Annotated in this window: 10 protein-coding genes, 1 tRNA gene and 1 pseudogene; 8 read left to right on the forward strand and 4 right to left on the reverse strand. The window is 42.9% G+C overall.

What is annotated here, in order from left to right:
- The first annotated feature begins 38 nt into the window (after positions 1–38).
- Both AC2SLO_RS07405 and AC2SLO_RS07410 read left to right on the forward strand, forming a co-directional pair.
- Positions 39–1,055 carry a virulence RhuM family protein/type II toxin-antitoxin system death-on-curing family toxin gene (locus AC2SLO_RS07405; protein WP_486541031.1) on the forward strand — a complete coding sequence of 339 codons (1,017 nt, stop codon included), beginning with the start codon at positions 39–41 and terminating at the stop codon, positions 1,053–1,055.
- 38 nt (positions 1,056–1,093) lie between these two features.
- Positions 1,094–1,375: pseudogene (locus AC2SLO_RS07410) on the forward strand (hypothetical protein); the annotation flags it as partial.
- A 172-nt stretch (positions 1,376–1,547) separates the two neighbouring features.
- Here AC2SLO_RS07410 and AC2SLO_RS07415 read toward each other — a convergent pair.
- Positions 1,548–1,623, reverse strand: a tRNA-Arg gene (locus AC2SLO_RS07415).
- A gap of 144 nt (positions 1,624–1,767) precedes the next feature.
- Between AC2SLO_RS07415 and ppiC the strand changes: the two genes are divergently transcribed.
- Positions 1,768–2,046, forward strand: coding sequence for a peptidylprolyl isomerase PpiC (ppiC, locus tag AC2SLO_RS07420; protein WP_486541033.1), 279 nt, complete (start codon positions 1,768–1,770; stop codon positions 2,044–2,046).
- A gap of 118 nt (positions 2,047–2,164) precedes the next feature.
- Entirely contained in the window at positions 2,165–2,962 is a 798-nt protein-coding gene (truC, locus tag AC2SLO_RS07425; RefSeq protein ID WP_486541035.1) for a tRNA pseudouridine(65) synthase TruC, read from the forward strand.
- A gap of 20 nt (positions 2,963–2,982) precedes the next feature.
- Here the strand turns inward: truC and AC2SLO_RS07430 are convergent, their stop codons facing one another.
- Positions 2,983–3,744 carry a hypothetical protein gene (locus AC2SLO_RS07430; RefSeq protein WP_486541037.1) on the reverse strand — a complete coding sequence of 254 codons (762 nt, stop codon included), beginning with the start codon at positions 3,742–3,744 and terminating at the stop codon, positions 2,983–2,985.
- 282 nt (positions 3,745–4,026) lie between these two features.
- On the opposite strand from AC2SLO_RS07430, the gene AC2SLO_RS07435 reads away from it, so the two are divergent.
- The 3 genes from AC2SLO_RS07435 (at position 4,027) to recD (ending at position 15,470) form a co-directional block, all read left to right on the forward strand.
- Complete coding sequence (locus AC2SLO_RS07435; RefSeq protein WP_486541039.1) at positions 4,027–8,535, forward strand: exodeoxyribonuclease V subunit gamma; 4,509 nt, start codon at positions 4,027–4,029, stop codon at positions 8,533–8,535.
- An 87-nt stretch (positions 8,536–8,622) separates the two neighbouring features.
- The gene (locus tag AC2SLO_RS07440; RefSeq protein WP_486541041.1) at positions 8,623–13,053 is read left to right on the forward strand and encodes a UvrD-helicase domain-containing protein; all 4,431 of its coding nucleotides are present in this window, start codon (positions 8,623–8,625) and stop codon (positions 13,051–13,053) included.
- 68 nt (positions 13,054–13,121) lie between these two features.
- Positions 13,122–15,470: an exodeoxyribonuclease V subunit alpha gene (recD, locus tag AC2SLO_RS07445; RefSeq protein WP_486541043.1), complete on the forward strand. Its 2,349-nt coding sequence runs from the start codon at positions 13,122–13,124 to the stop codon at positions 15,468–15,470.
- An 82-nt stretch (positions 15,471–15,552) separates the two neighbouring features.
- Here the strand turns inward: recD and AC2SLO_RS07450 are convergent, their stop codons facing one another.
- Together AC2SLO_RS07450 and AC2SLO_RS07455 are read right to left on the reverse strand one after the other, a co-directional pair.
- The gene (locus tag AC2SLO_RS07450; RefSeq protein WP_486541045.1) at positions 15,553–16,122 is read right to left on the reverse strand and encodes a hypoxanthine-guanine phosphoribosyltransferase; all 570 of its coding nucleotides are present in this window, start codon (positions 16,120–16,122) and stop codon (positions 15,553–15,555) included.
- Between the two features lie 86 nt (positions 16,123–16,208).
- A complete protein-coding gene (locus AC2SLO_RS07455; protein ID WP_486541047.1) occupies positions 16,209–16,874 on the reverse strand; it encodes a hypothetical protein in 666 nt (221 codons plus the stop codon).
- 586 nt (positions 16,875–17,460) lie between these two features.
- Here AC2SLO_RS07455 and AC2SLO_RS07460 point away from each other — a divergent pair.
- Entirely contained in the window at positions 17,461–19,128 is a 1,668-nt protein-coding gene (locus AC2SLO_RS07460) for a carbon starvation CstA family protein (RefSeq protein WP_486541049.1), read from the forward strand.
- The last annotated feature ends 56 nt before the right edge of the window (positions 19,129–19,184 follow it).

Consider the following 19,184-nt stretch of genomic DNA (forward strand, 5'->3'; position numbering starts at 1 on the left):
CAGAACAGTGTTTATAAACCCTAAAACAGGCGCAAAGGATGACAAATAACCATAAGACGGATGGCGCAAGCATTGAAATTTATGAATTGGACGATGGGCAAGCGAATATAGAGATTCGCTTAGAGAAAGAGACGTTGTGGCTATCTCAAGCACAGTTGGCGACTCTTTTTGATAAAGATACCGATACGATTGGCTTGCATCTGAGGAATATTTATAAAGAAGGTGAGCTGGATGAAAAAGCAACTACCGAGGAATCCTCGGTAGTTCGTCAAGAAGGCAATCGACAGGTACGGCGTAAGATTCGTTTTTATAATTTAGATGCGATTATCTCGGTAGGCTATCGGGTAAATTCTAAGAAAGGTACGCAGTTTCGGATATGGGCGACCAATCGTTTAAAGGAATACTTACAGCAAGGTTATATCATAGATAAACAGCGCTTTGAGAAAAATGCAGATGAGTTGCAACAAGCATTGGTATTGATTAAGAAGACAGCACAAAGCCCAGCGTTAAAGACGGATGAGGGGCGCGGACTGGTGGAGATTATCAGTCGTTATACGCAAACCTTTTTGTGGTTGCAGCGTTATGATGAGGGTTTGCTCGATGAGCCAGATGTTGAGGTGGGCGGTGTGTTGCCAAGCCCTGATGAGGCAATGGCAATGTTAAATGAGTTAAAAGCACAGCTTATGGATAAGGGTGAGGCGACCGAGCTGTTTGCAAACCCTCGGGGTGATGGGCTGGCAAGTGTGCTAGGTACGCTTGAACAAACGGTATTTGGCGAGCCTGCATACCCCTCTATTGAGAGCAAGGCAGCACATCTATTGTATTTTATGGTTAAGAATCATCCGTTTACCGATGGCAACAAGCGAAGTGGTGCGTTTATGTTTGTGGACTTTTTGCACCGCAATCATCGCCTGCTGAATAGTCAGGGCGATATGGTGATTAATGATACAGGACTTGCTGCACTGACGTTACTTGTTGCAGAGTCTGACCCCGACCAAAAAGAGACGCTTATTAAGCTAATTATGAATATGCTGTCACTTGAAAATACGATTTAACACATTTGCGATAAACAAAACAACCAAACGGACGAACCATGACGGATATCACGCGGGAATCAACCTTTCAAAATGACATCATCAATAAGATGGTGGCCAATGGCTGGGTACAAGGCACGAACTCAGGCTATCATCGTGAAACCGCCTTGTATGAGCGTGATGCACTTGATTACGTACAACGCACTCAAGCGGATGAATGGGACAAGTTTTGTCGATTATTTCCACAAGATCCAGAACGCGAGTTTATTAAACAACTGGTCAAACAGCTTAATAAAGCTAGTGAGCACGCCACGGATAGAGCCTCACGTACTTACGGTACAGCTCTTTAGCGGGTAACACTGCATCAGCTTATTTTAATATCGATACTATTTGAGTCTCAGTCATTCGTTTGCTCATATCAAAACTCCTTATGGGTGTTTTATAAGAAATTCTACGTTTGAGCTGTGTTATTTTAGGGGATAGTTACACGAGGTTATTCCAAAGTACATTGATTGGTGCGCCCACAGGGACTCGAACCCCGATCGATCGCTTAGGAGGCGACTGCTCTGTCCTGTTGAGCTATAAGCGCATAGATTGAAATGGAGATAGAAAGGAGAATTATTTTATCATAATTAATCAGGTGTTTGCCCCACTTTTATAAGCGTAGCATCCGTACTATAAGTGACTAGTGCTATAATACCGCCATAATCGATATTTATGAAGGGTTTACATCATGGCACGCACCGCTAGCGCATTACATATTTTAGTAAAAGACAAAGAACTGGCTGAAGAGATTATTACCAAGCTGAAAAAAGGTGCACATTTTGATGTGCTAGCCAAGAAGCACTCTACATGCCCATCCGGTAAAAAGGGCGGCGATTTAGGTGAATTTAGAAAAGGCCAAATGGTGACAGCATTTGATAAAGTCTGCTTTAATGGCGAGCTTTTAACTCCGCATTTAGTAAAAACCAAGTTTGGGTGGCATGTGGTTAAGGTACTTTACAGAAACTAAGCGCTAGAGCCAAAGCCAAAGGCTTGATGGTAAAGGCTATGTATTTAAGACAGTAAAGATAAGGATAGGTTTCAAAGCAAATCTATCTAAAATTGAAGCAATGAAAAAATGGATAAAGATGGATATTGAAAGCGGCACTGATAGTCAAACAGATACACAAATAGATAACCCGATAGAGATTGTCTATGAAGATGAGCATCTAGTAGCCATCAATAAAGAAGCGGGTCTATTGGTGCATCGCAGTTGGCTTGATAAAGGGGAGACGCGCTTTGCTATGCAGCTCACCCGTGATGCTGTAGGTTGTCATGTATTTCCGGTACACAGATTAGATAGACCAACCTCGGGCGTATTATTATTCGCTAAGAGCTCTGCTGTGGCTCGCAGCATCACCGAAGCCTTCACTGAACGCAGAGTTGCTAAGCAGTATTTGGCTGTGGTGCGCGGCTTTATGCCAGAAAAAGGCACCGTTGATTATGCGTTAAGCTTTAAGCCGGATGCCATCGCTGATAAATTTGCTGATTTAGACAAACCTGCTCAACAAGCAGTGACTCATTGGCAGAGCTTAGCCCAAATTGAGCTGCCATTTGCCGTATCAAAAAAGCACAATACCAGCCGTTATAGTCTAATACGCTTAATGCCTGAAACTGGGCGAAAACATCAGCTGCGTCGTCACATGAGACATCTGTTTCACCCGATAGTAGGAGATACTAGCTACGGCGATGGACGCCACAATAAATTTTTCCGTACTCAATATGATTGCACGCGCATGATGTTACACGCTCAGACTTTAGCACTTGATCATCCCGTTACCGGTGAGCCGTTATTATTAAAAGCGGGATTCGATGATCAATGGAACCGCATCTTGGATGCGTTTGATTGGGTAGATAACGCTAAGCTTAACGCCGTAATATTTTAGTAGTTCGCTGACTATAATAGTTACTCAAAAATCCCTTTCATCGACACACCCTTAACATCAGAGTCAGCGTTTTTGTTAAACAGTTCATCTACGGTATTGTCATCGTTCTCTATACTGTCAAGCATAGATGCGCCATCAAGCTTGGATGACTGTAGCCGTTTTTGCACACTGCTGGCTAGCAAGAAGCGCTTAAATAAATCCGTCGCTGAATTGTTCCCCGCTACTGGCTCATTGTCCGCTACAGGGCTCGAGACATGACTGTCTGAATCCAAGATATACCCCTGAATCTTAATAGACTTTGTTTGCTCAGCGTTTGCCGTCTGGGTCTTTAATGATGCAAAATCAAAAGGTATCTCATCTACCTGAGTCTCTAGCGTGTCATTAGAACGATTAGACTGACGATGATATAAACCCTCTATCGCATCGGCATCACTAATCACAACGTGTACCGGCGAGTGACTACGCACATAATCTGGTAGCTCATCTGCGCCCACATAGCTCACATGGGTGGTGATATGCGGATAATACTCATTGAATTTGTTGATAATGGAATCCAAAGATGGCTCAAGGTTTGCACGGACAACAATGTGAATGGTTTGATTAGATTGGGTAGATCCTGCATTCTCACTGACCGAAATATTATCACTGTCTGTGAATGGCAGTGGATGCGATATATGCTGATTTTGATACCATAAAATGCTAAATAGCACTGCAATGATCAGCACGATTAATCCAACGACCAATAGCAGGTAAAAAGACAAAGGTTTGTGTAAGCGTTTCATAAAGCAAGGCTCAGTAGGTCGGTATGGATGAGAGAGAATGGTCATTTTAGGCGAATAAGCTACAGCTTATCGCACAATGGCGTTAGGTGAAAGTTTTGTTACTTGAGTAAACATAGTAAAGCGGTCTTATATTGACTTTATCAGTCGCTGAAATGGTTCTGATGGCAATACTTACGACAGTTGCTGACGTTTAAAATTAATCAAGGGTTTTCTTAAGCAAATAATCAGTTATGCTTATACCCACAGCTCCTTATAAAACATCTAAAAAAAGAAAAACCCTCTATGTTCAAGATTATCCAATCGCATCGCACCGAAAACTTAGTCGATGAACTGCTGGTCGAATATCAATCTGTGCAGCAGTCTATTTTTGATCCCTTTGTGGTTATTGTGCCGTCAATGGTTTTGGGCGATTGGCTCGATAAAACCATTGCTAGCCGTGCTGGTATCAGCACCCTTGTGATGACTAAGTTCTGGGGTCAATATCAGTGGACGCTGATGCAAGATGTGTTAAGTCGCCACAATGCTTATCTACTGCAAAATAACCCTGATGAGACTGTGCTCAATGTGCCTGAAGTAGCGGTGCTGTCACCGACTGTGATGCAGTGGCGTCTGTTTGGTTATCTCACTTATTATCAGCAAACTATTATCGAGGATGATAAGCATCCCGTGTATCCGCTGCTGTCGTCATTAATTGATGAGCCACAAGAAGGCGTTGAGCCGGATAAGGCGCAGCAAGATGCAAGGATTTGGCAGCTGGCAAGTGATTTGGCACGAGTGTTTAACCGTTATTTGACCCACCGTGAGGATTGGTTAAGTCTGTGGTCGGATAATAAGCCACTTGATGTGGACACATTGATTGCAGAAAAAGATACCTTAGCTTTGCACTTTGATAAATATGCACGCGGCACCCCAGAATGGTTGGTTGATCATTATGTTGAGTTGGAAGCAGCTCAGCGTTATCTGTGGTCGCACCTGTTCGCTGATGTGCATCAGTATCGTGCTGAATTAGAAAAGAGCTTTTGGGAAGCTTTAGAGAGCGATAAGGCTGGCGAGCGCGAACAGTTACCCAAAGTACTGCGTATTTTTACCATTCAGCAGCTGCCACAGACTGAGCTTGATTTTTTGCAGCGTCTATCTCTTTACATGGATATCACGTTACTGCACTACAACCCTTCTAAGCTGTTTTGGGCGGACATCGTCGATAAGTCGTGGTTACAGCGTCAGCAAATTATTAACCCTGAAAGCGTGTTTTTACGTGACTATGGGCATAGTCTGTTATCGCGTCTGGGCAAGCAGTCCCGAGACACCTTTGCCATGCTCGCTAATTTGTCCGGTAATGAGCTGTATAAAGATGCGGTTGTGGATTGGCAGGATAATTTTGACGTTGAGTTGTCTGAGGATTTTATCAATGACTTTGATCAAGATTCAGCTTCTCAAACCCAAAACAGCCCCAGTTTATTAAGACGCTTGCAAAATGATGTGTTGATGCTTGATGAACGCTCAACGCAGCAAGCGACTGCAGTTAAAGTGTCACAAGCCATTAGTGATCACATTGAACTAAGTTCTGATGGTAACACGGATACAGAAACGAGCACTCATGATAATGATAAGAATCTAGACACGGCTGCTTGGTATGAAGATGAGGTACTTGAGAATAAACGCTTTGAAAAAGAGCGCCTGTGGTCAATGTCGTCTCAAGATAATAGCCTAAGCATTCATTCGTGCCACAGTCTGCAGCGTCAACTTGAGGTGCTGCGCATTATGATTGGGCGCTGGTTGAATGAGCCATTACCGCCTGGTGCAAAAAAGCGTCACATTTCAGATATCGTGGTGCTACTACCCGATGTAGAGCGTCATTATGCGTTAATTAGCTCAATCTTTGTTAATGGTAAAGGTCAAGATGGCCTGACTCTACCAGCAAAGGTAACGGGTGTGGTTGATGCCTCCATTCGTCAATTATGGGAGGCGATTATTGGGTTCTATAAGCTACTTGGTAGTGACAGCGCCCGCTTTGAAGCTGCTGAAGTATTAGACTGGTTAATGCTGCCGCCACTATACGAAAGCTTTGGTTTGACCCATGATCAGATGAGCCGTGGCTGTGATTTATTGGTTGAGGCGGGCTTTATTCGTGGTTTTGACGAGTGGCATCTGAAGCAGACGTTAGATGGTAATGACTTTGATTACCGCTTTAGCTTTGCCCAAGCGTTAGACAGATTAACCTTGGGGCTAATTATGCCCGAAGCGCAAATGAGCGACTGCCTGTATCCGCTTGAGACGCAGCAATGGCCAAGTACGGCGATTGCTGAGATGAGCTTGCCATTGTCTGAGGTAAGTCTTAATGATGCGCCTATTATTGAAGCGCTGTGCCGCATTTATAGTGGCCTGCTTGCCCGCCGTGATGACCACAAACAAAAGTTAAAAGCTGAGGATTGGCTCGATCAAATTGAGCGCCAAGTGATTCATCGTTATTTTGGTGATGTGGACCAGACCCGCAGTATGCGCGCCATTTATAACGCCATGAACGGCTTTAAGTCGAGCCTGCGCGCCAACCGTCATTATAGACAATATGCCAGTAGTGATAACTCCGATAACCGAGAAGTTGAGCAAAGGCTGGCGAGAGTTGAGCAATTACCGCTAAAGCTAAGCTTTATGCTCGATAGTATTGAGGCGGAGCTTGAAAGTCAGCAAGTGAGTGCTGAGCCAACTGGCGTGATTACCTTCGGCCGCTTCGGGGCGTTGAGAAATGTGCCGTTTGATTTGGTGGTCATGCTCAATATGAACCTCTCTGAGTTCCCAGCGCGTGACCGTGATAATCGTTATGATTTGATGAAAGCGACTATTTCACGCCGCGGTGACCGAGTGAGTGAGGACGATGACAATGGGGCGTTCTTGGATGCCTTATTGTGCGCGCGCAGTGCTTGCTGGATATTTTATAACGGTCAAAGCCTGACCGATACCCACGAGCACTTGCCGGCCAACCCAGTCAGCGAGCTATTGCAATTCTTGCAAGGGGAGGTGCAATGGCAGGTCAATTCGCTCGATAGTCTACCAGAATTGGTAGACCCAACCACCGAAAGTCTAAAACGTCATCTGCCTAAGCTGGTCAAACAGTGGCTGGTTACCGAGCATCCAGCATTGCCTTTTGATAAGCGTTTGTTTGAGCAAGCGGTAGAAGATAGTGAGTCTGAGACGAGTTTAAAAGAGCATGAACCCTTACGAGAAAATAGCCTAAGCATTAAAAATAAAGACTCAAATCAGCAGGCAGCATCGACTGACTTAAACGACTCGAATAAAGAGCCTTCTGATTTTGATGCTTTAGAGGGTATATTAGATAAAGCAATGCAAAAAACCAAACTGGCTCAGCAGCGTCAGTTCCCGCCAGCACCTTTGTGGCAGGCAGTGTTTCACACTCTAAAATCTAGAGACTCTAGCGAACATCCGCAGTTGGTCAAATTACCGAATCAAGCCCATTATCAGGCAATCGCTCAGCTATTAGGCAGTGGGTTAGGTCAATTAGGAGATATCAACTCTCAAAACTTGGACGCTCTGAATGACTTATTAGCGATTGATGCCAAACTAGATCCAAATGAACAAAATAAAGCCTTGGCTCAAGCCTTATTTGATATTGGTGAGATTGATGTTGAAGGGGTGTTGGCTTATCAAGTGCGTCACCCAGCCAAAGCCTTTTTGCGCACACAACAGGTGCATATCGTACAGGGTGAGGAGGCAATGGCGAACCAAGAGCCGCTGTTTTTGGATAACTTGACCACCTATCAGATTAAAGACTATTTAATTCATGAATTAGCCAATGCTTCAGTCGCTAATCAGTCAGATAGCTTAGATGATTCGGATAATTCGGAGAGTCAGGTAGACACGAAATCTCAAGACAGGCCAATTTTACTGTATCAAAAAATAATGCCTGCGGGGGTAGCCCGCCATACTACCTTGCCCAATCAACAGCAAAAGCTACAACAACAGTGTAAGGCTTTTAAAGAACAATTGATTGTTAATGGTGTTGATATTGAAGAATCGAACACAGAGCTGCCAATTATTACGCCCATTATCGAGCATCCCGTACAGATTGAACTGGCAAGTGTGTTTAATCAAAAAGGGGAGACTACACTGTTATCCTTTTTGCCGAAAACGATTAAGATTAAAGGTATGGTACCGATACAGGTTAATGAAGATGGCGCATATCTAAATTCAGGCGTGTCGTATGCCAAGCAGTCGCCTAAGCACTGGTTTAATATCTTGCCTAACTCCGCTAGCCCCAGACATTTGCTTAAGTTTTGGTTATCCCATCTGTATTGGCAGGTGGCTAGACGCACCACAGCTGAGCAGGTGGCGCTAAATGACGGCATGAGTATTTGGCGTTTTAATAAGTCAGGCACTAAAGTTAAAAAGCTTGAAAAAGCGACTGCCTATAAGCTAAGTCCTGTTGTTTATGAAGATGCTGTGATTGAGCTGATTAAATGGGCCGTTTTCGCCAAGCTATCGGGTCAAGTACCGCTTACCTTATTGCCAGAGTATGCACTTGGTTATTTGGACAATTGCCTAAAAGCTCAAGAAGAAGAGAGTGCTGATTATTGGCCAAAACGAGGTGATTTCTCAGAGTGGCTATTCCCAAATTATACGTCAGATACGATATATGATACTTGCTCGCAACATGCCATTTGGCAATATATTCTACGCGATCAAGATGCGTTTAAGGCATTAACGGCTTCTTTAACAGCCTTGGCTCAGCCTTTGTATGAGCCTATGTTTGCTGCGCTTGATGGATTAGAAGGCTAAATTTAAACTAATTTTGCTAAAGCTAATCTCTTGATGATTTGATCAGCCCCTTTGGCTTTATAGATAATAATAAAAGCATATCCCCTTATGACAGACATGACCGATACCAATAAATTATACCCATCTTATCCAACCTCACAGCAAGATGAGGAGGCATCCGTTACCACAGATGCACCTACTCGAGCACATCAGCCGGACAATAAAGAGGTGGTACCTGCAGTCGATGTCGCTTTAAGTGGCCGCCACCTTATTGAGGCCTCAGCAGGGACGGGTAAAACGTGGACGTTAACCGGTATTGTACTGCGCTTGCTTATAGAAGCGCGGCGTGCACCTGAACAAATCATTGCTACCACTTTTACTCGCGCGGCAGCGGCAGAAATGCGTCAGCGTATTCATGATCGTTTGGTGAATTTCTATCAATTATTGCAATGGGTCAATAACCTAAGTGCAGATCTAGCTAATAAAGAAAATTTATACCCAGCTATCTTGCAAGTCACCCCTGAGGGCAGTAAGGACAATCAGACAGAGGAAGATGCAAAAAAGGTTAGTCTCGGGGCCGATGAACTGAATCAAGACATAGAGCATGACAAACAGCAAGAGGCAGAGCAAAAAGCCACTGCCAAAACAGCTCGTGACAATTGGTTAATAGAACAGGCTAAGTTTGCTGGTCTTGATGACATCATGCAGGACCCAATTAACCTTCACTTGGTGGGTTATTTGTTAGATCATGTGTATAGTTATCCGATGACAGACGCCATTCGCCGCACCGCATTGGTATTAACCACGCTCGATAAATTGTTTGTGGGCACACTCGATAGTTTGGCGCAAAAATGGTTAGCGGAATACAGCAGTGAGACGGGTCATCAGCAAGGCATGGCGATTATCGAAGACAGTAGTATTGAGCAGGTGACCGATAGCATTATTCATGATGAGTTGCGTCAGTTTCAAAGCCGTTTGTATCATGAGCAGCCGAAACTGTATGCCCTAATGGAGCAGCAAGGTAAACTGACGGCAGTTGGCGATCATAAGTCGTATGTGAATCGCTCGCTTAACTTTATTTCTGCACCCATTGATGATGTATCGCTGAATGAAGCTTTTGACTTTGCTGGATTTGAGGAGCTAATAGAAGCGTTTTCTCAGCTGGACTTGAGCGATATTAAGCCGTATTTAAATCCTGATTATAGAAAGTCACAAGGGTTTAATGGTCGATCTAGTTTACACACTCGATTTGAGTATATTAATGAGATTCATGAGGTAATCTCCGAAAGAGGTTTGAATTTTGAAAGCCACTTAAGTGCAGATGCTAAGAAGCTGCTAGGGTCATTAAGAGACGCTCAGTTTCCTAATGAAGACGGAAAAATAAAGAACTTTAATAAGAACAAAGAAAAGCAGCACCAAACTTTTTTTGAGCTAGAGACCATCAGCCAATTAATGGTAATTATGGATCAGATGTATGGTCTAAATCAGCATGTTTTATTATTACTGGCCAATCTAAACCGTCATATCGTATTGGCAGTTCGCGAGAGATTACCGGTAATTTTAGAAGAGCGTGGTGAGACTACCTTTAGCCTACAGATGGTTCGTCTCAATCAGGCATTAACCGGTCGTCAGGGTGAAAAGTTGGCACGTTACATTCGTCATCACTACCCAGTCGCACTTATTGATGAGTCGCAGGATATCAATGGCGAGCAGGCCATTATGATTGAAAATATCTATTTGCCAAAGAGTAAGCGTCAGCAGGCAAAGAGTGATAAGCAGTCTACTAGCAGCAAGTCCAATCAAGAGTTTTTGCTACTGGTAGGTGATCCAAAGCAGGCTATTTATGGATTCCGCGGTGGCGATGTGGCCAACTACAACTACATGAAGTCTCAATTTGATAAAAGTAGCCTGTGGACGTTAGATACTAATCGCCGTTCCAATGAAGGGGTTATTGAGGCATTAAACTGCTGGTTTGGCAGGCCGATACCGGCAACGGGTGACAATAAATTTGCTGAATTAGGTAGTCAAATTTACTATCAACACATTACTGCCGACAAGTTAGAGAAGCAACTGTCTTGGTTTAATGAATTAGAAAGCAATCAGGCCTCTGCACAAGACGATCCATCAGTAGTTAAGCCTGATATAGTCACCGACGTGCTCTCTACAAAACCTGTGAGCTTACTGCATCTGCCTTATGATAATGATCTTGAATACGATGAGCATGAAGTCACGGCCCGTCATATTGCCGCTTTATTAAACAGTGGTCAGACCCTAAAAGGAAAGCCTATTCAGCCTAGCGACATCGGGGTGTTGGCACGTGCCAAAAAAGATTTAAAACAGGTAGAAAATGAACTGGTCAAATTAAATGTGCCTACTTTGACTACCAGTGATGTCAGTATTTTTGAGACCATTATGGCCGAAGACGTGGCAGCTCTGCTTAGTGCCATGCTCTATCCATACCGTCATGACATGATCAATCGGGTGCTGACCAGTCATCTGTATGGTCTGAGCATTCAAGAAGTCAAAGCCATGATGACTGATCATGAGTCCGGCATTGCACAAAGCGATGAGATGCCTGTTAAAGGGATTGTTAGCAGTAACGATAGCTTTGCTGATACTAGCAAAAAAAGCTATCAAGACTTTATCAGCTATCTTAAAGAAGGGGCTCAGCGCTGGCAAAACTTTGGCATTTTATCGGCCATGCATTATTTACTAGATAAAAGCCCAGTACAGCCCCAAGGCGTTTGGCAGGCTTTAGCTGCCCACCCTGAAGGCGATCGATATATCATGGATTTGCGCCATGTGATGGATATCTTGGCGCAATATGGTATTGGTATGGGTGAACATGAGCTGCTGGCATGGTTTAGACAAAACATAGATGCTGCGCCCAACAGTGACTGGGCCAAACAGTATCCACTGCCTACAGAGTCTGGTGTGCAGCTGATGACCATTCATAAATCAAAAGGTTTGGAGTTTCCCATCGTCTATGTGCTAGGTATGGGAAGTGCCAGTCGCAAGTCGGGCAATAAAGAAGACTACGGCTTGTATCTGTATAACGCCCAACAAGCGGCCAATACTTTGGCACGCTCATCCGGTAATCAGCGCCGCTTTTCACCGGTGAAAGACTCCGCCACCACGCTAGGCTATTACACCGATATCGAGACTCAGGAGGATTTCGAGGAGTTTCGTCGTCTTGGTTATGTGGCTTTTACCCGTGCCAGTGAGCTGCTTTATGTCGTGCTACAAGACCCCAAGGATAAGAAAGGGTTTGATTTAAAGCCAGTATTTTATTGGTTTGACTCAACCGAGCCAAAGTTTGAGCTACCTGATAGGCTTAAAAACACAATAGGTATGGTGCGTGGGCAAAAAGTGCATGAGTTTTATGAAGACAACTATGCTAAAACTAAAACTCAGAACCCACAAGACAGCGTGCAGGCTATTAAAGGTGAGGCTGATATAGAGCCTATTAAATACGACGACTTCTCGGATGTGATGCGGGTCAATTATTTCTATGGTTGGGCCAAGACCAGCTTTACGGCTTTAGCACGTCAATTAGATGAGTCAACACAGGCAATGGCTGTGGTTGATGAGCGTATCGATGATGCTACCTATATTGATATTAGTGAGTCCGATACCGCTATAAGTGCTCAGGCAGACGATCATAATATACCCATTAAAGCGGTAGATGACATTCGTTTTAGCTTTGTGAAAGGCGCTAATGCCGGTACGTTTTTGCATGAGATATTTGAGAAGATTCATTTCACGGACCCTGAGCAGTGGCCGGCAGTCATAGATAGAGCAGTCAGTGGCTACCAGCTGCCTTTGGTATATGCCAGTGTGGCGTATCAAAAGCGTATTTTAGAGGGTAGTAGACAAGGCGCTAATAGTAAAAATTACAACATTGATGAGCAAGGGCTTCAGCACCAAGCGTTAATAACATGGATTAATGAGGTGCTGCATACCCCCTTACTTGCATCAGGACAGAAGCTGGTAGATATCTCATCTAAGCAGCGTTTTGCAGAGATGGGCTTTAATATGGGATTATCTGAAACCTTTAAAGCGCAGCAGATTAACACCCTGTTTGAGAAGCATTTGCCCTATGAGACTGACAAACACATCCGTTTAACTGCCCAAAGTAGTAGCCAATTATACCGTTATCTGCGCGGTGAAATTGACTTGGTTTATGAGCATGCTGGCAAGTTTTATGTGGTGGATTATAAGAGTAACTTTTTAGGAGATAGCCTAAGCAATTACGATGAAGCTACCTTAAAGTTGGCCATGAGCAAAGCCGGCTACTGGTTGCAAGCGGCGATTTACCAAGTGGCGCTGCACCGCTTTTTATCCATGCGCATTGCTGACTATAAAGGCAATGAGGCCAAGTATTTAGGTCCTGTTGAGTATGTGTTTTTACGAGGGGCTTATAGTCCTTCAGCAGAGACTCAAGGCGCTGGCAGTAATACTCGCTATGGACTGGTTACTTGGGATATTCCCATTGAGTTCGTCAAAGCATTGGACGAGCTGTTCGGTAAGCCTCAGTAGTAAGGTCAGCTATTGCTCTTAGCCATTACGATTTAAATTTTAACTCCATTTATAGGTCTGATAACTTAATGAAAACCAATAATAATACTGCTAACACTCGTGTTGAAGAGAGCTGGGCGGGCACAATTAGTGACTACATTTTACAGCGCCGAGCTCAGACTTATTCCGCTTATGTTCAGCCAAGCGATACGACTACCTCAGCACAATTGGTAGAGACTGACAGTTATCTGTTTAAAGCCATATTTATGGTGCTCGCTAAACAATTGGAAGAAGGGCATACCGTTTTAACGCTACGCCAAGAAGAGTGTGAATTAGCCTTACAAGGTAGGGTAGAGGGTAAGGTTGCGACGCTTTACGGTTGGCAGCACGATGTATTACAGAGCTTGGCCGCACCTTTGTTTGATTTGATTGATAGCGCCACAGCTTTGGCAGCTGTGACACAAAATCAAGGTGACAATGAGAGTGAGCTGTTACAGTTCGATAACGGTGACCCTATCTTCAATTTACTGAATATTTTAATCACTCGTGGCACACAGCTGTGGTTGCAGTTAAATCTGTCTAATAGCAATAAAGCACAGTTGGTTGAACGTTTTAAACTGGTCCAGCAGTTATTTGAGTTAATGCAGCTTTATAATAATAAAGTGAAGGTTTCAGGGGAAGCAAATACAGAAAATAGCCTAAGCAAATTCATCCAGCATATCGATAAGCATCCGCTTTTTACCCAACTATTAATACAACAAACAGAAAAAGAAAATAGCCTAAGCAAAAATAATATAATTTCAAAACAAACACCCATCATCTATCAAACCAGTCAAATAAATCAAAAAACCGAAATCATTTTTTGGCTACACCGCACTTGGCAGGCGGAGTTCAACCTTACGAAAACCATAAAAAACATCCTAAATCAGTCTATTAAGCCATTAGATATTAATATTCCTGATAATCTTAATGTTCAGCAGGTGCAGGCAGTTAAAGTCGCCAATGAAAATGCATTTAGTATCATCACTGGGGGGCCAGGTACCGGTAAGACTTATACTGTGGCGCAATTGGTTATTGCTTTACAGCAGGCCCAAGCAGCCAGTAATGCAAAGCAAGCGTTAGGGGAGGGCGCAGCCATTCGGTTTAGCACAGACAGCGCTGGACTTGCCTTATCGGCACCCACAGGGAAGGCCGCGCAGCGTATGCAAGAGTCACTACAAGAAGCTTTAGATAGTGCGCAAGTGGAAGTACAGCTACAAGAAGCGAAGACCATTCATCGCTTGCTCGGTATTGGTAGAGACGGTAGACCGCGTTACCATGCTGGTAACCCTTTGGGTGAAGATATCGTTATTGTCGATGAAGCGTCAATGCTTGGGGTGGAGCTTGCTAACTATCTGGTTAGTGCTATTAAGCCAGGCGCTCGCCTGATTTTATTAGGTGATGCCAATCAACTAGCTGCAGTAGATGCTGGGGCGGTGCTCTCTGATTTGTGCCGTATCGATGCGCTACAACCGGTTCATGCCCAACTGACCGAGAGCCGTCGTTTCCATGCGGATTCTGGTATTGGTAAATTGGCTACTGAAATTAATAAAAGCGTTGCAGATATGCATCAAGTGTGGCAATTATTAAACAACGATGAAGCATTAAAGTTCCAAAGCGTGAATATTCAAAGCGGTAATTCTATAGACTCTGGAACAGAGGCAAACAAGGAAGTATCTTCTAATACTCAATTAGTAAATAGCCTAAGCAATAAAGAAATATTGTCAAAATTAACCCAAAATTACACCTTATATATAAAAAAAATTCATTTACAACTGATAAATCCAATAGCGAAATCTGTGCCAACAAAAGTAAGCAATACAATTTCAGAGCTTATGAACGAGTTTAATAAATTTCGTATATTAACAGCAGGGCACAACGGAGAGTGGGGTGATCACAATATCAATGATTACCTGACTCGGTGGCATATGACGGAATTGAAGCTACCTTTGGGTAAAAGCCCTTGGTTTCATGGTAGACCGGTTATGGTTCTACAGAACAATTACGAACTGGATCTATTCAACGGAGATATAGGAATTTGCTTGCAGACACAGCAGAAAGGTGAGGGCAGTCGTCTCGAAGTATTCTTTGAGAATAAAACCCAAGGCATTGCCGTCAATTTGTTAAATGATGAGCTGATAGCCACTGCTTATGCGATGACCATTCACAAGTCGCAGGGATCCGAGTTTGATCATGTTGCAATTACCTTTGATAACAGCAACAGTCGACTGCTTAGCAAAGAACTGATTTATACCGCGGTAACCCGTGCAAAGCAAAAGGTGAGTATTTACAGCACCAAGCATGCCTTACAAAAGGCTGTCCAGACGCCGACGCAGCGTTATACTGGTCTAGCACTACAATTTGATCAGCACAAAGTAAGTTCTTCGTATTCTTCGTAATCCCCAAAGTTTAGATATAAAAAAGCACCTAGTGATTAGGTGCTTTTTAATTAAATAAAATCTATTTGGTTAAGAGGTTTATTTAATTCGGGATTTTATCTTCTTTAATAGCATAGATGCCTGGCAGATGACGCAGATAACCATGGAAGTCCATACCACAGCCATAGACGTATCTATCATCAACATCTAAACCAACAAAGTCAACTTCAAAGCCTTTTACTTTGCGATCATGATTTTTATTCAGTAATACACAGCAGTCAACTGACGCTGGGTTTTCTTTCTTGAGCTCTTCAACGATGGCCTTTAGAGTGATGCCTTCATCAAAAATATCATCAATCAACAACACATGCTCGCCTTCGATATCTACATCTGGCTTAAATGCCCACATCAAATCATTAGTACCTTGGTTATCACGGTAGCGCGTCGCATGAATATAATGCATACGGTGATAGAAGGTTAGATGGGTCAAAAGTTGACCGGCTGGAATTAATCCACCATTCATCACGACCATCACGATAGGATTAAGACCGGCGTAATGCAGGTTTAACTGGGCAGCCAAACGCTCATAGGCAGCAGCGACTTCAATACTACTGATTAAGCATTCTGAGTTACGCAGTGTTTTTTCGATTTCTTGGTTGCTGATTTGGCTCATAATAGCGTCACATCTTGATGTAAAAGGCGTTATTTTAGCAGGATTCGCGAATTTGAGCCAATCTCGTTAACAATAACGGCTAAATATTATTTCTTTTCAAAAATAAATGGCTTATAAAAGGCGACCAGACGGTTTAAAGAATCAAGTGGCAATTGTGGGAACAATTTATTGATAGCCATTTCAAGTGCTTTATTAATTCCCGCTTTGGCGACAGGTATTGATTTACGCTTGAACATTCCCAGTGGCAAGGTCTCAGAAAAACGAGTAATAAAGTGATCAATTACTGCATGATTCATGGCCATTAACGCTGCTTGCAATTTTTCTTTATCAACTGAGTCTTCAGTTACTGAATCAAAGCCATCATTAATTGTTTTTGCAGTCGCGTCATCTAGAACGAAGCCAATACGCATCTCACCATTCTTATCTTCATGAACCGTTTCATTTTTTAGATAATCAAAGTTTGGCATGACCTCTTTATTGCTGTCTTTGCCAAGTAAGATATTCAGCATAGTGTCGGTTACGCCCTCAATTTTGTTGACGATGCCTTTCATTTTTGCTTTGCGTTCTTCATCAGGAATTACGCTGATTAGATTAACCAACAAACTATCGATAATTTCATGACCAATCTGGTGTGAGATATCGTTACGCAGTGGATAGTAAGGTTCGTCACTGTTTGACTGAATGGTTTGTTCAGCCTGATCGATCATGTTTGAAAGCTTGTCTGTTGGTTTGAATCCGAAATATTTAGTCATGTTAAATCCTTTTATGACAGTACTGAAAAATAAGGTAGGGTGTGTCGAGCACCGTTGCAAAAAATTAACGGCAATATATTAGTAAGTTTGAATGTGACTAAATGCTCTTATCGAGAATTGATAATAGCATTCAAATAGCACAGCTACTTAATTTTAAGTGACTTTAAGGTTTAATAGCATATATATTCTTATCAGTTTGTTCAAGATGTTTAAAAGACAAAATTTTATTCTGTGCAATAAATAAATACTGTTAAATCAATATCCATGCTTTAGCTATGATTGCACTAGCCAGCAAATAGTATAGATACGATTAATAGAGCAGGTCTAAGATACTATATTTTTTCAAGTATCACCCTAATACGGTAATGGTTAAGCCTACTATTATTCTTTATAATGCGTTATTAAGCTTTAACCATTTAGTAAGGATGCTGTTATAAATATTAGGATGTTTAGAGCTTATCTTTCACTTTACCGCAATCCCATTAAATTTTATTAGCTTTTAGATGCAACATCTGTCTTGTAAGTCAAGAAAGATGGGTTGCTGCAATGAGGTTATGACAAATTTAGAATGTCCAAGGAGCGACAGATGAACAGTGCAATTATTTTACTGTTTGGGGTATTAGCTATGCTATGTGGCTATTTATTTTACTCCAGATATTTTGCAAAACATATTTTGGGGCTAGATGATTCTACGCTCACGCCTGCCCATACGATGAAAGATGGGATTGATTATGTACCAACCAATAAGTACGTATTATGGGGGCATCACTTTACCTCAGTAGCAGGTGCAGCACCTATTATTGGCCCTGCAATCGCTGTTATTTGGGGCTGGGTACCGGCTGTATTATGGGTGGTATTTGGCACTATTTTTATGGCCGGTATTCATGATATGTCTGCGGTTTGGGCCAGTATGCGCAACAAAGGTCAGTCTATTGGCTCAATTGCCGGCTCTGTGATGGGTGGCCGCGTTCGTGCACTTATGATGGTCGTCATCTTCTTACTGCTATTGATGGTAAATGCGGTGTTCGGCGTAGTTATCGCTAACATGATGATCAAAACACCAACCGCTGTGTTGCCAGTATGGGGCGCTTTGGTAGTGGCCTTTATTATCGGGCAATGTATTTACCGCTTTAAGATGAATCTGCCTTTGGTATCTTTACTTGGTGTGATTGCGCTGTATGGCCTTATCTATTTAGGCACCCTGTTCCCGATTGTGATTCCAGAAACCATCATGGGTTTACCTGACAATGCGGTATGGATTCTATTCTTATTCATCTACGCAGCGGTCGCCTCGTTGTTACCCGTTTGGATGTTATTGCAGCCTCGTGATTATATAAATGGTTTGCAGTTGTTTGTTGGTTTGATTTTGCTATATGGTGCGATTTTAATTGCAACACCAGACGTTGTAGCGCCTGCAATTAACCATAACTTGCCAGTTAATACGCCATCGATTATACCGCTACTATTCGTAACTGTAGCCTGTGGTGCGATATCTGGTTTCCACGGATTGGTCGCAACCGGTACCACCTCAAAACAGATTGATAAAGAGCAAGATGTGCGCTTTGTTGGTTATTTCGGTGCAGTCGGTGAAGGTCTATTAGCCTTAGGCGCAATATTAGCAGCAACCGCAGGTTTCGCCACTTTAGGCGACTGGGAAGCCGTCTATCAAAAGTTCGGTGATGGTTCAGTCGGTGCCTTTATCGATGGTGGCGCGGCGATCTTAAATGCTGGTATGGGTGTTGAGGTAGTGTTATCGCAAACTATCTTAACGGTAATGGCCGCCTTATTCGCGGGCACTACAATGGATACAGGGGTGCGTCTACAGCGCTATATTTTCCAAGAGTTTGGTGAGGTTTACAACTTGCCAGTGCTTAGAAAAGGTGTGGTAGCGACATTACTTGCCGTGGGTAGCTGTCTATTAATTGCCTTTGGTGCTGGTGGTATTGATGGGTCAGGCGGTATGTTAATCTGGCCACTATTTGGTACAACCAACCAATTAATGGCGGCATTGACACTAATGATTGTCACGGTTATCTTGTTACGTAAAGGTAGAACCGTTTGGTATACCTTAGCGCCATTGTCATTTTTGTTAATCATGGCAATCTTTGCACTGATTCTACAACTGAAGAGCTTCTATACCGATGGTAACTGGTTACTTATCATTCTAGACATTATTATCTTGATTGCCACTGTATTGGTAACTTTTGAGAGCTTCTCTGTATTACGTCGTGAATGGCGCCAACATAGAGTCTAAGTTATTAGGAAATAGTCATTGATAATAATCAAAAAAACGCTGACTTAGGTTAGCGT

It is taken from the genome of Psychrobacter sp. CX14, assembly GCF_057396205.2.

Bases quoted from the DNA above. Each gene is read 5' to 3' on its own strand.
- AC2SLO_RS07430 (WP_486541037.1), bottom strand. From the start codon at position 3,744: ATGAAACGCTTACACAAACCTTTGTCTTTTTACCTGCTATTGGTCGTT.
- recD (WP_486541043.1), top strand. From the start codon at position 13,122: ATGAAAACCAATAATAATACTGCTAACACTCGTGTTGAAGAGAGCTGG.
- AC2SLO_RS07440 (WP_486541041.1), top strand. From the start codon at position 8,623: ATGACAGACATGACCGATACCAATAAATTATACCCATCTTATCCAACC.
- AC2SLO_RS07455 (WP_486541047.1), bottom strand. From the start codon at position 16,874: ATGACTAAATATTTCGGATTCAAACCAACAGACAAGCTTTCAAACATG.
- AC2SLO_RS07435 (WP_486541039.1), top strand. From the start codon at position 4,027: ATGTTCAAGATTATCCAATCGCATCGCACCGAAAACTTAGTCGATGAA.
- AC2SLO_RS07405 (WP_486541031.1), top strand. From the start codon at position 39: ATGACAAATAACCATAAGACGGATGGCGCAAGCATTGAAATTTATGAA.
- truC (WP_486541035.1), top strand. From the start codon at position 2,165: ATGGATATTGAAAGCGGCACTGATAGTCAAACAGATACACAAATAGAT.
- ppiC (WP_486541033.1), top strand. From the start codon at position 1,768: ATGGCACGCACCGCTAGCGCATTACATATTTTAGTAAAAGACAAAGAA.
- AC2SLO_RS07460 (WP_486541049.1), top strand. From the start codon at position 17,461: ATGAACAGTGCAATTATTTTACTGTTTGGGGTATTAGCTATGCTATGT.
- AC2SLO_RS07450 (WP_486541045.1), bottom strand. From the start codon at position 16,122: ATGAGCCAAATCAGCAACCAAGAAATCGAAAAAACACTGCGTAACTCA.